This is a genomic window from Moritella sp. F3, from assembly GCF_015082335.1.
GTDB lineage: Bacteria > Pseudomonadota > Gammaproteobacteria > Enterobacterales > Moritellaceae > Moritella.
In genome coordinates this window covers 291,041-309,488 of sequence record NZ_BLRL01000004.1, presented here as the reverse complement: position 1 = coordinate 309,488, position 18,448 = coordinate 291,041, and the positions used below count along the sequence as shown (strand labels likewise).

The 18,448-nt window shown below is 40.6% G+C and carries 19 protein-coding genes; 9 read left to right on the top strand and 10 right to left on the bottom strand.

The window, feature by feature from the left end; genetic code table 11:
* Positions 1-62 precede the first annotated feature (62 nt).
* Positions 63-611, top strand: a complete 549-nt coding sequence (locus tag JFU56_RS09920) for a hypothetical protein (RefSeq protein ID WP_198437129.1) — start codon at positions 63-65, stop codon at positions 609-611.
* Between the two features lie 54 nt (positions 612-665).
* Entirely contained in the window at positions 666-1,490 is an 825-nt protein-coding gene (locus JFU56_RS09915; RefSeq protein WP_198437128.1) for a 4'-phosphopantetheinyl transferase superfamily protein, read from the top strand.
* A 2-nt stretch (positions 1,491-1,492) separates the two neighbouring features.
* Here JFU56_RS09915 and JFU56_RS09910 read toward each other — a convergent pair whose 3' ends face one another.
* The 4 genes from JFU56_RS09910 to pssA all read right to left on the bottom strand — a co-directional run bounded on the left by JFU56_RS09910 (position 1,493) and on the right by pssA (position 4,741).
* Complete coding sequence (locus JFU56_RS09910; protein ID WP_198437127.1) at positions 1,493-2,134, bottom strand: M50 family metallopeptidase; 642 nt, start codon at positions 2,132-2,134, stop codon at positions 1,493-1,495.
* Between the two features lie 2 nt (positions 2,135-2,136).
* On the bottom strand, positions 2,137-2,778 hold the full coding sequence (msrA, locus tag JFU56_RS09905) for a peptide-methionine (S)-S-oxide reductase MsrA (protein ID WP_198437126.1): 642 nt from the start codon (positions 2,776-2,778) through the stop codon (positions 2,137-2,139).
* A 36-nt stretch (positions 2,779-2,814) separates the two neighbouring features.
* Positions 2,815-3,126 (bottom strand): HlyU family transcriptional regulator, encoded by a 312-nt coding sequence (locus JFU56_RS09900; RefSeq protein WP_198437125.1) that lies wholly within the window; start codon positions 3,124-3,126, stop codon positions 2,815-2,817.
* Positions 3,127-3,391: 265 nt separating this feature from the next.
* Entirely contained in the window at positions 3,392-4,741 is a 1,350-nt protein-coding gene (gene pssA / locus JFU56_RS09895) for a CDP-diacylglycerol--serine O-phosphatidyltransferase (RefSeq protein ID WP_198437124.1), read from the bottom strand.
* 313 nt (positions 4,742-5,054) lie between these two features.
* On the opposite strand from pssA, the gene JFU56_RS09890 reads away from it, so the two are divergent.
* Both JFU56_RS09890 and pdxH read left to right on the top strand, forming a co-directional pair.
* Entirely contained in the window at positions 5,055-5,318 is a 264-nt protein-coding gene (locus tag JFU56_RS09890) for a GrxA family glutaredoxin (RefSeq protein WP_198437123.1), read from the top strand.
* Positions 5,319-5,327: 9 nt separating this feature from the next.
* Positions 5,328-5,981: a pyridoxamine 5'-phosphate oxidase gene (pdxH, locus tag JFU56_RS09885; RefSeq protein ID WP_198437122.1), complete on the top strand. Its 654-nt coding sequence runs from the start codon at positions 5,328-5,330 to the stop codon at positions 5,979-5,981.
* Between the two features lie 73 nt (positions 5,982-6,054).
* On the opposite strand, the gene JFU56_RS09880 is transcribed toward pdxH, so the two are convergent.
* From JFU56_RS09880 to tyrR, 3 genes are all read right to left on the bottom strand, one after another.
* The gene (locus JFU56_RS09880) at positions 6,055-7,467 is read right to left on the bottom strand and encodes a cobyric acid synthase (protein WP_198437121.1); all 1,413 of its coding nucleotides are present in this window, start codon (positions 7,465-7,467) and stop codon (positions 6,055-6,057) included.
* A 35-nt stretch (positions 7,468-7,502) separates the two neighbouring features.
* Positions 7,503-8,210, bottom strand: a complete 708-nt coding sequence (locus JFU56_RS09875) for a DUF3108 domain-containing protein (protein ID WP_198437120.1) — start codon at positions 8,208-8,210, stop codon at positions 7,503-7,505.
* Positions 8,211-8,396: 186 nt separating this feature from the next.
* Positions 8,397-9,965 carry a transcriptional regulator TyrR gene (gene tyrR / locus JFU56_RS09870; protein ID WP_198437119.1) on the bottom strand — a complete coding sequence of 523 codons (1,569 nt, stop codon included), beginning with the start codon at positions 9,963-9,965 and terminating at the stop codon, positions 8,397-8,399.
* Between the two features lie 288 nt (positions 9,966-10,253).
* Between tyrR and sapA the strand changes: the two genes are divergently transcribed.
* Genes sapA through JFU56_RS09845 form a run of 5 tightly spaced genes read left to right on the top strand, consistent with a single transcriptional unit; the run spans position 10,254 to position 15,538 of the window.
* Positions 10,254-11,867 carry an ABC transporter substrate-binding protein SapA gene (gene sapA / locus JFU56_RS09865; protein ID WP_198437118.1) on the top strand — a complete coding sequence of 538 codons (1,614 nt, stop codon included), beginning with the start codon at positions 10,254-10,256 and terminating at the stop codon, positions 11,865-11,867.
* Between the two features lie 3 nt (positions 11,868-11,870).
* Complete coding sequence (locus tag JFU56_RS09860) at positions 11,871-12,836, top strand: ABC transporter permease subunit (protein WP_198437117.1); 966 nt, start codon at positions 11,871-11,873, stop codon at positions 12,834-12,836.
* The gene (locus tag JFU56_RS09855) at positions 12,823-13,713 is read left to right on the top strand and encodes an ABC transporter permease subunit (RefSeq protein ID WP_198437116.1); all 891 of its coding nucleotides are present in this window, start codon (positions 12,823-12,825) and stop codon (positions 13,711-13,713) included. The genes JFU56_RS09860 and JFU56_RS09855 overlap by 14 nt, the downstream gene beginning before the upstream one ends.
* Positions 13,713-14,726 (top strand): oligopeptide/dipeptide ABC transporter ATP-binding protein, encoded by a 1,014-nt coding sequence (locus JFU56_RS09850; RefSeq protein WP_198437115.1) that lies wholly within the window; start codon positions 13,713-13,715, stop codon positions 14,724-14,726. Before JFU56_RS09855 ends, JFU56_RS09850 begins: the two co-directional genes overlap by 1 nt.
* A complete protein-coding gene (locus JFU56_RS09845; RefSeq protein ID WP_198437114.1) occupies positions 14,711-15,538 on the top strand; it encodes an ATP-binding cassette domain-containing protein in 828 nt (275 codons plus the stop codon). Before JFU56_RS09850 ends, JFU56_RS09845 begins: the two co-directional genes overlap by 16 nt.
* Positions 15,539-15,609: 71 nt before the next feature.
* Here the strand turns inward: JFU56_RS09845 and JFU56_RS09840 are convergent, their stop codons facing one another.
* From JFU56_RS09840 to JFU56_RS09830, 3 genes are all read right to left on the bottom strand, one after another.
* A complete protein-coding gene (locus JFU56_RS09840) occupies positions 15,610-16,026 on the bottom strand; it encodes a hypothetical protein (RefSeq protein WP_242065939.1) in 417 nt (138 codons plus the stop codon).
* Between the two features lie 74 nt (positions 16,027-16,100).
* Complete coding sequence (locus tag JFU56_RS09835; RefSeq protein ID WP_198437113.1) at positions 16,101-18,005, bottom strand: SurA N-terminal domain-containing protein; 1,905 nt, start codon at positions 18,003-18,005, stop codon at positions 16,101-16,103.
* Between the two features lie 91 nt (positions 18,006-18,096).
* The gene (locus JFU56_RS09830; protein ID WP_198437112.1) at positions 18,097-18,372 is read right to left on the bottom strand and encodes an HU family DNA-binding protein; all 276 of its coding nucleotides are present in this window, start codon (positions 18,370-18,372) and stop codon (positions 18,097-18,099) included.
* Between the last annotated feature and the right edge of the window lie 76 nt (positions 18,373-18,448).

Sequence of the window (18,448 nt, the reverse complement as noted above, 5' to 3'; positions counted from 1 at the left end):
TATAATTATAAGATTCTGCACTGAAGTTATTATCATGCCATTGAGCTGTAAGGATGGTTACCATGTTAAGACATTACTATATCGTCGACTCGCTGGATGAAGTCGAGATAATCGAACATGAATTACAATCCTATGGCATAGATAAAAACCATATCCATACTTTAACTAATGATGATAAATCCTTAGTACATCATCACTTATACGAAGTGGATAACTCACTGAAGAAAGGCTTAATTAAGCCTGGTGATATCGGCGCTGCAATTGGCATTGTGTGCGCAGCCACCATCTTGCTACTGACTTACTTTCAAGGCTGGTATCTTGGTCCACTGGGTGGTATGCCACTTATCATATTCGCCTTACTGGTACTGGTTTTTTGCACTTGGGAAGGTGAGCACATGAGTATTCAACTGCCCAATATTAATAGCCTGTCATTCAAGCAATCCCTCGAAAATGGCAAGACTATCTTATTTATCGACATCGAACAACAACAAGAATTAACCATTAATAAAATTATGATATCCCACCCCACTTTAAAACCAGAGGGAATGACAACAACGACGCCAGAATGGTTGATCCGACAGCAAAAAAAATGGCAAGGTTTACTGAAGTAACAGACAGAGATTGTTATACTTTGCGCCCACAGCACTATAACGGTCTCAGCTTGCATGCCACACACAGCCCTATTCTTTCGTCAGCAATTAACATTTAGTTCGCATAACGACTTGCTAATCAATGCAGATGCACCAATGAATGTTTACTTCTTTAACAGTAACAACATTGCTAGCGAACAGATCACGGCACTGGCTTCACAGTATTTACAGCCACAAGAACGAACGATATTAGCCAAGCGTAAACAGCTGCAAGCAAAGCAAGAATACCTCGCGAGTCGTTTTATTATTAAGGCCTATGCGAGCCAATACTTCGGCTATGATTTTGACTCTCTGACCGTACTATTCGATGATAAAGATACTTGCTTAAAGGTTTATCAGCATAACAAAATCGTCGCGTTACATAGCTGTATATCACACTCACACGGCAACGTACTCGTCGCGCTTGTACCGAGCCAACAGTCTGCATTTAAATCAATACAACTGGGGGTCGATTTAGAATGGCTATCGACCAAACGATCACTCGAAAAAGTCGCTAAACATTATTACCATCGTGAAGAATTACGCGCTTGTATGAGTCAAGCTGAAGATGTTTCTGAACAGATTAGTAAGGAAGTGCATGCTGAGGCGTTATATCGTATATGGACGCTAAAAGAGGCGTTAGCTAAAGCCATAAAACAGCCGATAGCGACGTTATTACGTGATAATGTGTTTGAGTATTGCCAATCGTTGAATGTACGTTCTGGTCGTTATGAAGTTCATGATGAAGTCACTAGCAAGACGTTTGATATTAGCATCATCAGTGATATTGAGCTCACTGATAATGCCCATATTCAGATACTAGCCAACACGGTAGTCGATACAGTGTCGTGTCATAGCTAAAATCAAGATTTACGCAGCGTTAAATAAATAAAATATAAACTTGCGACAAACCACAGACCGCCCCACATAAAGGTCGCGCCGCCCATTTCATTCGCTAACATACGGGCGTCAGATAACGAGCCACTATGTACGATGGTATCTTGCCAAATGTCGATAGGCACATAAATCATGCTAGCGCTGGCAAACACTAATAATACCGTTTGCTTGATTGCCGCATTGGCATACTTTAACAATGCCATGATCGTCAACGCTATAACTGCCGCAAAACCTATGGTATATAAAGTGCCACCGAAGAACACAGCAACCAGTAACATAGTGATAGCCAATAACGCTAAACTAATATCGGTGGTTTTCCGACGACTGCTGGCTACATAAAATAACAAGCCAAACAGTAATGAACCTAAATAACCAGCACTCAAAATAATAAACCGTGAGCCGCCCATAGAGCGAACGTGGCCACTTTGATAAGCTGACACGACAAACTCCACCACTTTACCGCCTGTAAGCCAAGTAGCTAACGCATGACTTAACTCATGCAAAAACACCACCAAAATCTTCAGTGGTGCAATTAGCGCACTTTGCCACATAAAAGCGAGAACCGTGAATACCAGTATAAATAGAATTCGTCTATCTCTCGCGATCATGATTAATTACTCGGGTAACAAATACCACTGCCGCCTAAGCCACAATAGCCTTGTGGATTTTTAGCTAAGTATTGTTGATGTTCTGCTTCAGCATAATAAAATGGTGCTGCCATATCAATTTCAGTCGTGATCGTTTCCGTGCTACCGCTATCTAACAATGCTTGCTGATAATGCGCAGCAGATGCTTTTGCTTCAGCCAATTGCTGCGGCGAACTGCAGTACAAGGCCGAGCGATATTGCGTCCCCTTATCATTACCTTGACGCATGCCTTGAGTGGGTTGATGGTTTTCCCAAAACAAGATCAACAATTCTGCATAGCTAATCACTTCAGGGTTAAAAACCACTAGCACCACTTCGGTGTGACCCGTTTGACCCGTGCAAACTTGCTGATAACGTGGATGCACAGTGTAGCCACCTTGATAACCCACTGCGGTTGTTACTACGCCGGGGATTGACCAGAACAAACGTTCTGCGCCCCAAAAACAGCCCATTGCGAAATAGCAGGCTTGATATGGTTCAGCAAACGGCGGGACCATTTTGGTACCTGCGACATAATGAAACGCATCAACCGATATTGCCGTCGGATTATCTGACAGCGCATCTGATTTACTAACCATAGTTAACTTATTTTTTTCAAAAAACATAGTGAACTCCAACGGTAATGAGTCAAAAGACAGTGTTTACTTAAACATGCTATCGCCGACTTGATCGATGAATAACTTGCACTTTTGTAACGTGATCTGTTCAGCTTGCTGCTTATTCATGCACACATCAGAACGAATAAATTGGTGTTTTAAATTATCCGCTTCTTCGTCTCCAGTCACTGGTTTTTCAATTAACCCAGCGACACGATACTGACCGCTTTCTTCTTGTGGCATGACAAAAATAAGATACTCATTGTAATGTACCGGTTCAACATTTGGTGTGTTGTCGGCAGTTTTAGTATCCGAATCCGTAGAAGCAGAAAAAAATCGTTTTAATAATCCGAGCATAAGTCACAGCCAATATAATTGTTTAATAGTTAATCAGAGTATAATCAGCTAGCTAGAACAGAGCAATAGCCTTATACAGAATGAAACTAATTTACCCTTATCTTATTTTCATCATAATATGATTTGAGTCGCAATATAATTATAATAGAAATGTTATCTAAAGCGTATTATGAGTGGATTCCAGGCCGCTAGAAACAACAAAGGCTTGTTACTGCAATAGTAACAAGCCTTTGTGAATATCATTTAGCGTTTAACAATCGCTATATTACAAGATACGTTTTAACAACATATCCAAGCGCGTGGTTTTAATACGGCGCATAAATTTCTGCACAGGAGCTGGATAGTCCGACATACTTTCTAAATCAGAAAGGTGCTTAATGCGACGGGTATTTTTCATCACATGCTCTTGCTCGGCTTGCAGAGTATCTTTCAATAACTGCTTAGTATCATGAATCAACAGACCATTTTCAAGGTCTAAACCCCAAGCGCGAGGGTTTAAGTTATTACCTGTTAATAGATGATACTTATAATCACAACACAAGCCTTTAAGGTGGAAGCTGTTGCCTTCATCAGTCCATAAACGCACATTAAGCAAACCTTGATCGATATAAGGTTGGCAAGCTTTTACAAACTTATGTAAATACGTTTCATAGATATAAGGCAGTGCTGATATCACTTTAAACGGTTCTTCCGGTGGAATGAAAAAATCATTCGCGGTTTTATCACCGATAACCAAGGTTACTTTTACATTACGTTTTAATAGACGCTTAATATCTTTCGATATTGATAGCGGTAAATTAAAGTAAGGTGTAAAAATAGTTACTTCACTTTCAACTGCGCGTAGCAAGTTAGTGATGGTTTGGTTTAATTTATTACCATGACGACCAAAACCTGAAATAGGCGTGATACCCACTTCATTACTTTCTGGTGTGGTATTAATATAATGATACTGCGCACTACGTAATGTATGTTTGAATTGACGAATATCTTGCTTCAAGGCTTTGCTTGTAGGGATAGACTCATCATCAAGTCGGGTCACCGCGTTTTGACTGACAAAGTAATCTTCTAAATACGCGACCATCGAATCTGCTAATGCAGGGTTATACAATACATGGTAACGATCACAACGGTATTTTTCTGCTTGATGCAGATAGATATCATTAATACTCGCGCCACTGTACAACACGTTATCATCAAAGATGAAGCCTTTGAGGTGCAATACACCCAGTACTTCTTTACCTTTAACAGGCACACCTAGGATCGTCACTTTATCGCCTAGTCTTTTGCGCATGTCTTTATACAAGTCGGCATTACCGCCATGTTCTTTCTGGCCAATAAGACCACGTTGTGCTCGATGAAAGTCAACGAACACTTTAATAACTAAGCCAGGGTTGTTTACTCGAGCCTGGTACAGCGCATTAAGTACTTCTTTACCTGCATCGTCATCTTGAAGATACAAAGCCGAAAGATAAATACGTTTCGAAGATGAAGCAATTAAATCTAATATTTTTGCTTTAAAATCACGCGCTGAAAATAAAACATCAATATGCCCTGCCGACATCGGCAGTTGCTTTAAGTTGGTAATCGTAGATTGATAAAACTCTAATGATTTCATATGTCGTTTCAAGCTGATTTATAAAAGTTAATAGATAATTATCACCGATCCCCATCATGATTGCTATTTATCTCTGCAATTATTAGAACTCAGTGCTGAAAAATTACATTTCTTAACAAAAGTTATACCGATAATGTTAAATTTGTCATCAATAGCTAATTCCTATTGATGATTATTAAATAAACAATTTCATTTTATTTCAGAAAAACATATCATGTAGGCATATAGAGTGAATTCACTCACTAGCAACTGGTACTTGATAATAGAGTACATATCGCGTGCTAAGCAATTTTTTACCCGGAGTTTTTATATTATGTTTACAGTTATCTTTGGTCGTCCTGGTTGCCCTTTCTGTGTACGTGCAAAACAAATTGCAGAAACATTAAAAGCTGAAAATGAAGATTTTGATTACAACTATATCGATATGCTTGCAGAAGGTATCAGCAAAGCTGACCTAGAAAAATCAGCTGGCGTTCCTGTTAATACAGTGCCACAAATTTTTGTTGACGAAAAACACGTTGGCGGTTGTACTGAATTTGAACAGTTCGCTAAAGCAAACTTGGGTCTATACGCATAAGGCTCAGCCATGTCGTTATTAAATAAGATCCGTTGTGCATTTACCTTAGGGCAAGGCGTATTAGTCGACTTGCCCGACCTTGATCCAAGTGTTGATCCATTTGAGCAGTTCCAAAACTGGTTCAAAGCGGCGCAAGACTGTGGCATTGTCTTACCTGAGTCCATGACAGTATCAACTGTTGATGCTAATGGGTTTCCTTCATGCCGTGTGGTGTTACTGAAAGAATTAACTAAAGAAGGCTTTGTTTTCTTTACTAATTACGAAAGTCGAAAAGGCCAAGAGCTAGCTCAAAACCCACATATCGCAATCACATTCCACTGGAATATTTTACAGCGTCAGGTACGTATTCAGGGTGTGGTCGAAAAGATCTCAGCTGAAGACTCTAACACTTATTTCCAATCTCGTGGACGTGGTAGCCGAATTGGCGCGTGGGCATCAAGACAAAGTGCAGTGATCTCTTCTCGCAAAATCCTCGAACAACAAGTTAAAGATGTGACGAGTGAATTTGCGGATAAAGAAGTGCCGTTACCTGAATTTTGGGGTGGTTACCTGGTAAAGCCAAGCAGTATTGAATTCTGGCAAGGTAAAGCCGACCGCTTACATGATCGCTTTAGTTATGTGAAAGATGGCAATGATTGGCGTGTTGATCGCCTAGCTCCTTAACTTAGCTAAAACGCAGTGAAAATAAAAAATAAAGCAGGTAACTCCAGTTACCTGCTTTATTTTTATCTACAATTTATAACCAATTCAATTTCTCGAACATATCACCAACACGGTTTAGTTCCGCATCCAAACTTACCGCATGATCGTCTGCTTCACCAACCCAGCCTAAATTACCTAAAAACTGATTAATAAAGCCTTTGTTATCAAATAACCCATGTAAATAACAGCCATAGATATTACCTTGCTGCCAGCCTAAATCGGTTTCAATAAAACTTTTACAGCGCGCGTTTTTAGTCTCGTCACTGCCATTACATATTCTGGTTTTACCATGGTGTATTTCATACCCAGATAACTTAAAACCTTGCCAATCAATATCACGTTGTTTAGTGGTTTTAGTCTGTGCATGCGCGGTGATAATAGGCAATAACCCTAACCCTTGTTCATCACCACCTTCAATATGATGCGGGTCAAGGATCTGCTCGCCAAGTAATTGCATACCGCCACAAATACCAAAGATTGGTTGACCACGCTGTGCGGCCTTGCTGATTTCGTTAGCTAATCCCGATTCCCGTAGGTGTAATAAGCTCGCTGCCGTATTTTTGCTACCCGGTAATATAATGGCGTCAAAGTCAGCCAATGATTGCCCATCACGCAGTGGGACAACACTGACATTATCTTGATTGATTAAGTTATCAAACTCATCCATGTTGGCGGCATAAGGGTAAGCGATTAAAGCGATATTAATCTGACCACTTTTAAATTCAGCACGGTGATGCAAGGTATCTTCTTCCGGTAAGCGGTGCGGGAAATAATGAATATTGGCTACTGTCGGTACGCCAGTTTTATCTTCTAGCCACTCCATCGCATTACCCAAGAGTAATGGGTCACCACGGAATTTATTTAACACAAAGCCTTTAATCAGCTTTTGTTCTTCCTCGGCAAGGCACATATAAGTACCAAGTAAATGAGCAAATGCGCCGCCTTTATCAATATCTGCAACAAGATATACATCTGCATTGCAGGACAGCGCTACACTCATATTGACGATATCACTGGCGCGTAAGTTTACTTCCGCCGGACTACCAGCGCCTTCAATAACAATTTGCTGAAAATCTTGCTGTAAATCACCAAGTGCTTTTTCAACATGCTCAAAAAGGTGCGACTTGCGTTCCATCCACGGAATGTTACTTAGCTCAGGCGCAGGTTTACCATTAAGGATCAGTTGGCTTTGAGTATCAGCGCAGGGTTTGAGTAACACAGGATTCATGCGGACATCAGGTTGTACTTTAGCGGCAATGGCTTGCAAGTATTGCGCACGGCCAATTTCAGCACCTTGCGCTGTTACGGCGGCGTTATTACTCATATTTTGTGCTTTGAAAGGCGCTACACTGACACCACGATTAGCAAACATACGGCATAATCCGGCGACAACGAAACTTTTACCGGCGTCGCTAGTACACCCCATAATCATGATTGGCTTTGTCATTTTATCTTCTTGAATTAAATATTAAGTGTAAGTGGTTACTGAAAAGTAAGATCGGTGAGTTTTAAATACGATTTACGTACGCCATGTTTATATACTTCAACTTGCGCAAGCTGGTAATCTAATTTGGGCACAAACCAATAATAAGTCGCACGGTTTTTCTTCTTTTTAACTTCTTTGACTTTAACCGCTGTCATATCGCCAAATATCGTATTGATGGTCTCTTCTTGTACGACTTCAAAGGCAATGGTTTCTAGTTTTTTTTCAAAAACCCATTCGTAACTAAATGCGGTTTTACCTAACTTAAGGTCATTTTGCACGACAATCGTCATTGCCCCCACATCCATCACATCTGGCTTTGCTTTTATTTCGACATGACCATCTTCAAAATCCATTAAAATGTCACCATTATCCTCAAAAGAGGCTGATGAAACATCGCCAAAGCCCATTACCGATGTTTCATGTTCGTAACGGTCAGTGGTTAATACGTTATCTTTAAAATCAAACCACGAATTATTGGTGTAGTCACCAGTGCCAAATAATACGCTTGCTTGCGTTGTCAGTTTGTAGCTATCACCATTTAAACGGCGCAATGTACGCTCACCGCTACCAAATCTGACATCTTTGTAATACACCGCATATTTAGCTTGGAAAGGATAGATTTTGGCTTGGGCTGAAGATACGGTCATCGCGTAAGTCCCTATACTCAATATAATCGTGTAAACAAATTTGGTAAATACCGTCATTCTCTGAACTCCCTCAAGTAGCTCCCATTGGTCAGATGCGAACCCTGACTTTTTTGGTCTATAAGCCTTAATAATTTTAGTCTATTTGACTTATAAATCTTAATATTTAAGCTCTATAAGTACATTTTTATATAACCACAGCCGCGGCGCAGTAATATTTTTAGCGATTATTATTTTTAACAATTACTATTTCTTCGTAATTTGATAATCACGTAACTTATTGGCAATCGCGGTATGTGATACCCCTAAGCGCTTTGCCAATTGGCGAGTACTTGGATAAGACGGATAAAGACGCTGTAACAACAGTTTTTCAAAGCGCTTGCAGGCCTCATCGAGTGAACCATCAAACAAGGCTTCATCAAAACTGCTATTTTTAGTCGTCGGTAAGTTTAAATCACATGGATTTAGTACATCGCCTTCAAGTAACGTCAGTGCGTGATACAACACATTACGTAATTCACGTACGTTGCCAGGCCAAGGGTAAGATTGTAATAACTCCAATACATTACGGCTTAACTGCGGCTTAGTACGCTGAAGCTCATGACTAAAGACACTGCAGAACGAATGACAAAGCGGAATAATATCTTCTTTACGTTCACGTAGCGCAGGTACTGTCATCGATAATACATTCAAACGGTAATACAGATCTTGGCGGAACTTGCCGTCGCTAATTAGCTGCGGTAAATCATTTTGCGTGGTACAAAAAATACGAACATCAACACGCACTTCTTGTTCATCACCAACGCGGCGGAAACAACCCGTTTCAAGTAACCGTAAGAACTTAGTTTGCAAGTACGGTGACATGTCACCGATTTCATCTAACAGTACCGAGCCTTCATTGGCTAATTCAAAAATACCGCGTTTGGTTTCCCCCTCATCAGTGACGACACCAAACAGTTCTGACTCTGCAACTGCGTCAGGTACAGCAGCACAGTTAAGCGCTAAAAATTGATGTTGTGAGCGCCCACTCGCTTGATGGCATGCTTTCGCAATCAGTTCTTTGCCCGCACCAGTTTCCCCCAAAATCATTAAGGGCGCATCCAATCTGGCTAATTTTTTTGCGGTGTTGATTAAGACATTCATTTTATCGCTTTTAGCGTGGATCTCATCAAATGCGGCAAACTGAAAGGTACGCAGGAAATTAAATTGCTTACCAATGCGGTCAACAGATTTTAAGATGATCACCGCACCAACTAATTCATCTGGTTTGACGGCTACAGCGGCTTTCGATAATGCCACTTGATTGATATCACTGCTAATACTCAAGGGGAGAATATCGCCAAGAAAATCCTCATCTAACAGAGTCAGTTTTTGTGTTTGTGCGCAGACTTCTTCTGATTCTAGCCATTTGGCAATGGAGAACCCTTTAACGAAATTGCTAATGCAGTTACCTTTCACCTGAGACTCCAAAAGCCCAAGCGCAGTTAAAGCAGGTGTATTAACCAAAGACACGAGGCCTTTTACATCCACCGAAAACACAATATCAGGCAAATTCGTCATCAAGGTTTGAATTTCTTGGTGCTCTAGTTCAGAGGGTAGATAACTCACAGTTTTAACGTCGCACACGCCACTAATACGACGAAGATTAGCCATCAACGCCTGTAAGTCAGAGAATTCGAGATTCGGTGATTTAATAAATATCCGATCTGGTTGTTGGATTTCAATCGCAGATAAATTAATGTCTCGCGCTAAAAAACAATCAAGGATCTCTCGACTGATACCAACTCTATCTTCACAAACTAATTCCAAACGCATTACTGTAACCACCATAAAATACTATGCGTTTATAATAGCATGTAAACAGCGCTATCAACGCCAACAAAATGTAGTAAGTCATATTACGAACAGATGCATTGACTATATAATAAATCCTTGGTTAGGCTGTTAAATAACATCCAATCACAATAAAACAAGCTGATATAATTCGACTTTTACTTCATATTTAAAAAAATTTAACTATTATGGTGTAAAAGCGCCAGATTAACTTGGTTGAACATTGCCTTAATGATAAATTAGCAAGGTAAGTAATCGTGATAAAACAATATGCCTATTCTAAATTTGATTAAAAATATACTGCCTTTAACCGTTCTCTTGTTGTTAACAGCATGCGGTGAGCCCCCGCCAATAAAACAGAACGGTCTGTCTTACTGTACCGAGGGTAGCCCCAGTTCATTTAATCCACAAACTGCCACATCAAATGTGACCCTGGATGCAACGACGAGTCAACTCTACAACCGTTTGCTATTTATTGATCCTAATACGCAGCAATTCAAAGCCGGTTTAGCCATTGACTGGGAAGTATCTGAAGATCGTCTCTCGTATCGCTTTTTCTTGCGTAAAAACGTACGTTTTCACCAAACGGATTACTTTACGCCGACGCGTCCGTTTAATGCCGATGATGTCATTTTCAGCTTTGCACGAATATTAGATAAGACGCATCCTTATCATGACGTTTCAAAAGATGGCTATCCATTTTTTGAGGGGATTGAACTCGACCAGCAGATCCAATCACTCGTTAAGATTGATGACTACACCATTGAATTTAAGCTCGCGTTACCAGATTCTTCGTTTATTGCTAATTTAGCCAGCGATTTTAGCGTTATATTATCTGCTGAATATGGCGACACCTTGATCGCGTTAAACAAAAAAGCCGATATTGATAACCTGCCGATAGGTACAGGTCCTTTTAAGTTTAAAGAATATCGCACAGATAACTTTATTCGCTATCAGCAACACGCGGACTACTGGGGCGAAAATTCGAAAATTGAACAATTAATTTTTGATATCACCCCTAATTCATCATCACGATTAGCCAAATTACTCACTCAAGAATGCGATATAATGGCCTATCCGGCGGCAAGCCAGGTAGAGATGATCAGTGAACATGACCGTGTGAAAATATCGGTTGAGACTGGTTTAAACGTGGCTTACTGGGCTTTTAATACTGAAAAAGCCCCCTTTAACAATCCTAAAATACGTCGTGCGCTTGCTCACACCATCAATCAAGAAACCTTATTACAAGCGGTTTATTACAATACCGGTGTTAACGCCAAATCAATTTTACCACCTGTCTCTTGGGCCTATAATCCCTACCTTAAGAGCTATAAATACAATCTTGCTTATGCCCGTCAGTTAATCACTGAAGCGGGTTATCCAAATGGTTTCAAGATGAATATTATGGCGTTAAAATCATCACAAGTTTATAATCCCGATGCTGTGAAGATGGCAGAGCTGATTCAATCAGAATTAGCACAAATTGGTATCGAGGTAAAAATAATTAAATATGAGTGGCAGCTCATGGAAAAGAAATTACAACAAGGTGAATATGATAGTTACCTATTAGGTTGGGTGGCCGATAATAATGATCCAGATAACTTCTTCCGTTTCCAACTGAGTTGCAACGCGATTAACACTGGTTCTAATTATACTCGCTGGTGTAACTCCGAATTTGATGACTTGATTAACCAAGCCGTCACAGAAACAGAATACATTGAACGCGTGACGCTCTATTATCGCGCCCAAGAAATTATTCAACAAGAATTACCACTGATTCCATTAGCACACTCATTACGCTTACACGCCTATACCTCGGGACTGAAAGGCGTTGAAACAACCGCTTTCGGTGGCATCAATTTCATTAATACAGTACGGCAGTAATTTATGTTTTTTTATATTATAAGACGCATTAACCTACTCGTTATCACGGTCACTGCATTAACGGTCATTGGCTTTTATCTACGTAGCCGAGTGCCGGGTGACTTAGCGTTAGACGGTAATATATTCAGTAATTACGTGGATTATTTACTCGCTATTATGCAAGGTGACTTGGGCGTAACAAGTGGAACTGGACAACCGGTACTAGATGAAATATTGATAGTGTTTCCCGCGACGTTAGAGCTCTGCTTTAGTGCCTTTATTCTGTCTATTATGATTGGTGTACCGATTGGCACAATTGCAGGTATGCAACGCGGCAGTTCACTTGATAGCACTATCATGGGCATCTCACTGTTTATCTTTTCAATACCGGTATTCTGGTTAGCGTCATTAGTGATGATGTACTTTGCCTTAAATTGGAATTGGCTGCCTGTAACAGGTCGACTCAACTTACTCTATGATATTGATTCAGTTACCGGCTTCATGCTTATTGATACGCTGATTTCTGATAACCCGCATAGTCAAGATGCATTTTACGATGCGCTTAAGCATTTATTGTTGCCAACCATTGTATTAGCGACCGTACCGACGACCGAAGTTATCCGCCAAATGCGTAATCACGTCAGTGATGTAATGAAGCAAAAATACATTAAAGCTGCCGCAAGCAAAGGCTTGAGTAAGACTGAAATTATTATGCGTCACGTACTACGTAACGCAATCCCCAATATGATCCCGCATTTAGGCCTGCAATTCAGTACCGTATTAACCACTGCGATGGTCACTGAAGCGGTATTCTCATGGCCCGGTATTGGCCGTTGGTTAATCAATAGCATTTATCAACAAGACCATGCCGCGATCCAAGGCGGTATGTTAACAGTGGCTATTTTTGTGGTGACCGCCAATGTATTAACCGAAATATTAACGGTTGTTATTCATCCAATTCGCAGGAAAGAACTTTATGCCCAACATTAATATCTTTGCGGATGAACATATTCTGTCTCCTGCAGAACAAACCTGGAAACATTATTCATCCCAGCAAATTGCAATGGCCGCTTTATGGGCACTAGGCTTGTTATGTTTCCTCATGGTTTTTGCGCCGTTGATTGCGCCACACGAACCCGATATACGCCAAGCTAGTTTACTGTTACAGCCACCATCATGGGATGAACAAGGCACTGTTGATTATTTCTTTGGGACTGATGATTTAGGTCGCGATGTATTATCTCGGTTATTATATGGTTTACGCTTAACGTTTGGTAACGCACTGCTAATTAGTGTTATCGCGTTAGTTATAGGGACGACAATCGGCATTACAGCCGCGATAAGCCGTGGCCTGCTATCGAGTACCTTGCATCATATAATGGACACAGCGTTATCGATCCCATCACTATTATTAGCGATCATCTTTATCTCTGTGCTTGGGCCTGGCTTAGACCACAGCTTGTTAGCGATTCTACTAGCTTCTATCCCGCAATTTATTCGTGGCGTATACCTGTCGGTTTACCAAGAACTGCAGAAAGAATACATTATTGCCCTCAAACTCGATGGTGCAAATAACTACCGTATTATTCGCTATGGTGTATTTCCAAATATCATCGAAACACTGGTTAACTTACTTACCCGCGCGATCTCGTCAGCTATAATTGATATTAGTGCATTAGGTTTTTTAGGCTTAGGCGCACAGCGTCCCCTTTCTGAATGGGGCACGATGCTATCCGGTGCAACCGATCTAGTATTCATTGCACCTTGGACAGTGGTACTGCCTGGACTCGCTATTCTAGTGACTATTTTCATTGTAAACGTCGTTGGTGAAAGTTTAAGACAATCCGTCATTGCGGGAGTTGATTAATGGCACTGCTCGATATCCGAAATCTCACGATTGAGATCGAAACACCGCAAGGTACATTAAAAGCGGTAGATAAATTTAACATTACCCTAAGTGATGGTGAAGTACGTGGGCTGGTAGGTGAATCAGGCTCAGGGAAAAGTCTGGTTGCAAAAGCAATTATGGGCATTACTAAAGACAACTGGCGGGTACGAGCGGATCGCTTACGACTGGGGGATATTGATTTACTCAATTTAACCCCAGTGCAGCGCCGCCGAGTCATGGGTAAAGAAATTGGCATGATTTTTCAAGATGCAGCCGCCCATTTGGACCCATCAGAAAAAGCCGGCGATCAACTTGCTGAAGCCATACCCTGTGATCAGTTTACTGGTCATTTTTGGCAACGTTTTAATTGGCGTAAAAAACAAGCCATTGCCCTATTACATAAAGTGGGTGTAAAAGATCATAAAAAGGTGATGAACAGTTACCCTTTTGAGCTCTCTGAGGGCCTTTGCCAAAAAGTAATGATAGCGATGGCGATTGCCAAAAAACCGCGTCTATTAATTGCTGATGAACCGACAACGGCAATGGAACCCAAAACTCAGAATCAAATATTACGCTTATTAGATAAATTAAATAAGTTATCCCACACAACCATCTTGCTGATCAGCCACGATTTAGAAACAGTAAGTCTATTAGCAGACAATATGACCGTGATGTACTGTGGTCAAATGGTTGAAAGTGGTACTCGAGAGCAAGTATTTAATCATACGCATCACCCTTATACTGATGCGTTGTTACGGGCAAACCCCGACTTTAGCCGCGTGCCACACAAAGCTCGTTTAAATACCTTGGCGGGTCAAGTGCCACTATTACATCACCTACCCATTGGTTGCCGACTAGGGCCGCGCTGCCCTAACGCACAAAAAAACTGTGTGATAACACCGCCAATGCAAAAAATAAAAGGCCATATGTTTAGTTGTCACTTCCCGTTAAATGCTGATGAATTAAAGAGTAAAAAATGCCAGAAGAAATAATTAATAGTGCATCCGCAACGCGTGTTCAGCCTTTATTACGGGTGGAGAAATTAGGCAAAACCTATATCAACCCGACCGGTTTTTTTAAGCGTCAGGAAGTCGTTGCTGTTAATGACATTTCATTTAGTTTAAATCGAGGTGAAACACTGGCAATTATTGGTGAAACAGGCTCAGGGAAATCAACCCTCGCACGATTATTAGCAGGAGTCATACCACCTACCACAGGTCATATCTATGTTGATGGCTGTAAACTTGATGCGGGTAACTCCGATTTACGCTGTCGTTCGATTCGTATGGTATTTCAAGACCCTGAGACATCGCTTAACCCGCGAACCAGTGTGGGACAAATCTTAGATGCACCGCTGCAATTGAATACCGATATGTCAGTGGCTAAGCGTACTGAGAAAATAACCGATACATTACGCCTAGTAGGCTTGTTACCTGAATATGCGACCTTCTATCCACCAATGCTATCAAGTGGACAAAAACAGCGTATCGCGTTAGCTAGAGCGCTTATTTTAAACCCCAAAATTATCATTGCCGATGATACCTTATCGACACTGGATATTTCGTTGCGCTCACAGATGATTAATTTAATGCTAGAGCTGCAAAGAACAATCGGTATCTCTTATATCGTCGTTACCCATAACATGGGCTTAGTGAAGCATATAAGCGATAAAATGATTGTTATGCATCAAGGAGAATGTATCGAGCAGGGAAATAGTGAACAACTTTTCTCTAATCCTACAGCGGCATTGTGCGGACAAATATTATCGAATCAATATAATATGAAAAAGAGTAACTGTAAGTAATGAGCCGTCATAGCTGATAACCATCACCAGCCGATATTATTGAGTTATATTGTCGGGCTACATTGTTGACATTAATTGTAGCGGTTAATCTGACTTTGCTCTAATGCTTCTTTCATATTTTTCATCGCCTTTGCACGCATGAAAAAACGCCATGTTTGGCGTGGCACCCGCTGCTTAATCATATTATCACTTACTAATAAATACTCTGTGCTTGCTAGATTCGTTATTACCGTCACCTTCTGACGTGATATATCAAATTCGGCAGGCACATGACTGCCATCTTTAAACATACCGAACTCCGTGAACACCAATCGCTCAGGCTTCCCATAGATATCATCTGTCGATACCCACTCACCTAAAAGCGGATTGTCTTTAGGTAAATAAAGCCATACGCCAGCCGATAAGATCAGTACAGTTATAACCAGGGCAATAATATATTTAATCATAATGCTCGCTTCTAATAACAAAAAATCTCGGTGCAATATCATCACACCGAGATCCTATTAACTCACTTAACACAGACAAAGTTACCGTCTGGCTAGTCCTGTTATTACGTTATGCTTTACTCTGCAACAGCAGGGTAAGAAACATCAGCAGCTTTAATCAGCGTTTGTATCAACATCTCATAGTCAGCTTGCGCATTGATGTTTTTCAACGTATCCGCTAAACGAGTTGCTTCTTCAGCATTCGTTTCAGCATCACGTACAGACGTGAATTTAAGCAAGGTTACATCACCATTTAGCGATGTTTCTGTTGCTACGCTTGCTTGTTCTGCAACAGGTTTAGGCATTGAGAATAATTTACTCAATACTTTAAAGTCTGCTTTTGTATAATCAAAACGGCTTAACCATTCCGGCGCAGTGAAGTTTGCATCGACACTTGCTAGTTCCGTCGTCACATTTTCACCAGCATTAATTTTAGCTGACACAGTATCCATAAAGCTCAATGCTTTTTGCTCTGCTTTAGTCGCTGTTAAACGAGCCACGATTTCAGCATTAACATCTGCTAATGGTTTTGTCGTTTGCGGCTTGTATTCATTAAGACGAACGACAATGCTTTGTGTATCAGATAGATTAATGATTTCAGAGTTTAACGCTTCCGCAATAAAGTCCTGGTCAAATAATGTGCTCACAATTTTCTGATCATTTAATGGTGCAGGAATAGCGTCTGCTGAGAACTGCTCTGTAGAAACAATTGTTAAACCAGTTTCTTCAGATGCAACGTCCAGTGAATCAGGCACTTCGAATGCTTGTTCCGCTAACTGCTCAGCTAACTCATCAAAACGTGATACCGCTTGCTCATTCTTCAAACGTGTTTCAATCGTTGCTTTAACATCAGCAAATGCTTTCACTTTACCCGGTTCAACAGCAAGTAGCTTAATGATGTGGAAACCAAAATCACTACGTACTAGCTCTGTTGTCACATCACCATCATTCACAAGTGCAAATGCAGCTGTTTCGAATGCAGGATCCATGATGTCTTTTTCTAACCAATCTAATTCACCGCCATTTTCACCGCTGAACGTATCATCAGATGATGATTTCGCTAACTCAGCAAAATCTGCGCCTGATTGGATTTGTGTTAGTAAATCTTGAGCTTTCTGTTCTGCAGCTGATTCATCATCATTAAATGCCACAAGGATATGCGCCACTTTACGCTTATCTTCTTGTGCATAAGATGATTGATGTTCATTGTAGTAATTTTCAGCATCGTCAGCAGCTAATTGAATATCAGCACTGATATCCTTCATATCCACTAAAATGTAATCTACAGATGCTTGCTGCTGTGTCTGGAAAGCACCTGTGTTTGCATTGTAATAGTCACTTACTTCAGCGTCAGTAACGACAATATCAGCAGCGAATTTATTTGCTGGCACGATAAGCTGGCTCAGTTGACGTTGTTGATTTTGTAATGCCGCTAATTGCTGTACTTCATTTGGCAAACTAAACTCAGAGTTTACAAGAGCGTCAGTTAATTGTTGCTGAGCAAAATCAGTACGTAAGCGTTCAACAAATTGCGCAGGTGTCATACCACTTTGACGTAGTAAGCTAATATAACGTTCATCATTGAAAACACCATCAGTTTGAAATTCTTGCATTGCAAAAATATAACCACGGATTTTTTCATCGCCAATACGTAATGCTAAGTCATCTGTCATTTGCTGTAATAGATTTTGCGCAACTAACGTATTAAGAGACTGTTGACGTACTTGATTTTGAAATGCTGGTTGTTCCCAACGCGCGGCAAATGATTCGCCTTGTTGCGACTCTAAACGAGAACGATCTGTTCTCACTTGATTTTCGAGTGCTTGTGTTGAAATATCAACACCATTCACTGTTGCCGCAGATTGAGCGCCACCAGTACCAAGATAGCTACTTACACCAGCAAGGGCGAATGTAACGATCACTGCACCTAAAATAATCTTAGCACCCGGTCCTTGTGAACCTTCGCGAAATTTCTCTAACATAATTGTATTCTCTAAACTGCAATACAGTAAATAACAATAAAAACGCACCTAATGGTGCGGCTTTACTCAATAATGATTAATAACGAATAGCTTATGCTTTTAATGCATCTTTCAACAATTTCCCAGCTTTAAATACTGGCAGTTTCGATGCTGCTATTTGAATTTCTTCGCCTGTTTGTGGGTTACGGCCAGTACGTGCCGCACGATCTCGTACGCTAAAAGTACCAAAGCCCACTAGCGTAACAGAGTCTTCTTTTTCAAGTGTTTCTGTTACCGATTCGATCATTGCATCAATAGCACGACCAGCAGCAGCTTTAGAAATATCAGCTTTAGCGGCAACACTGTCTATCAGTTGAGCTTTATTCACTTTCTTCCCCTAATCTTAGTTATCTATATACTAGAATATAAATAGAACTAACGTTTATAGCGTTTATAACAAGGTT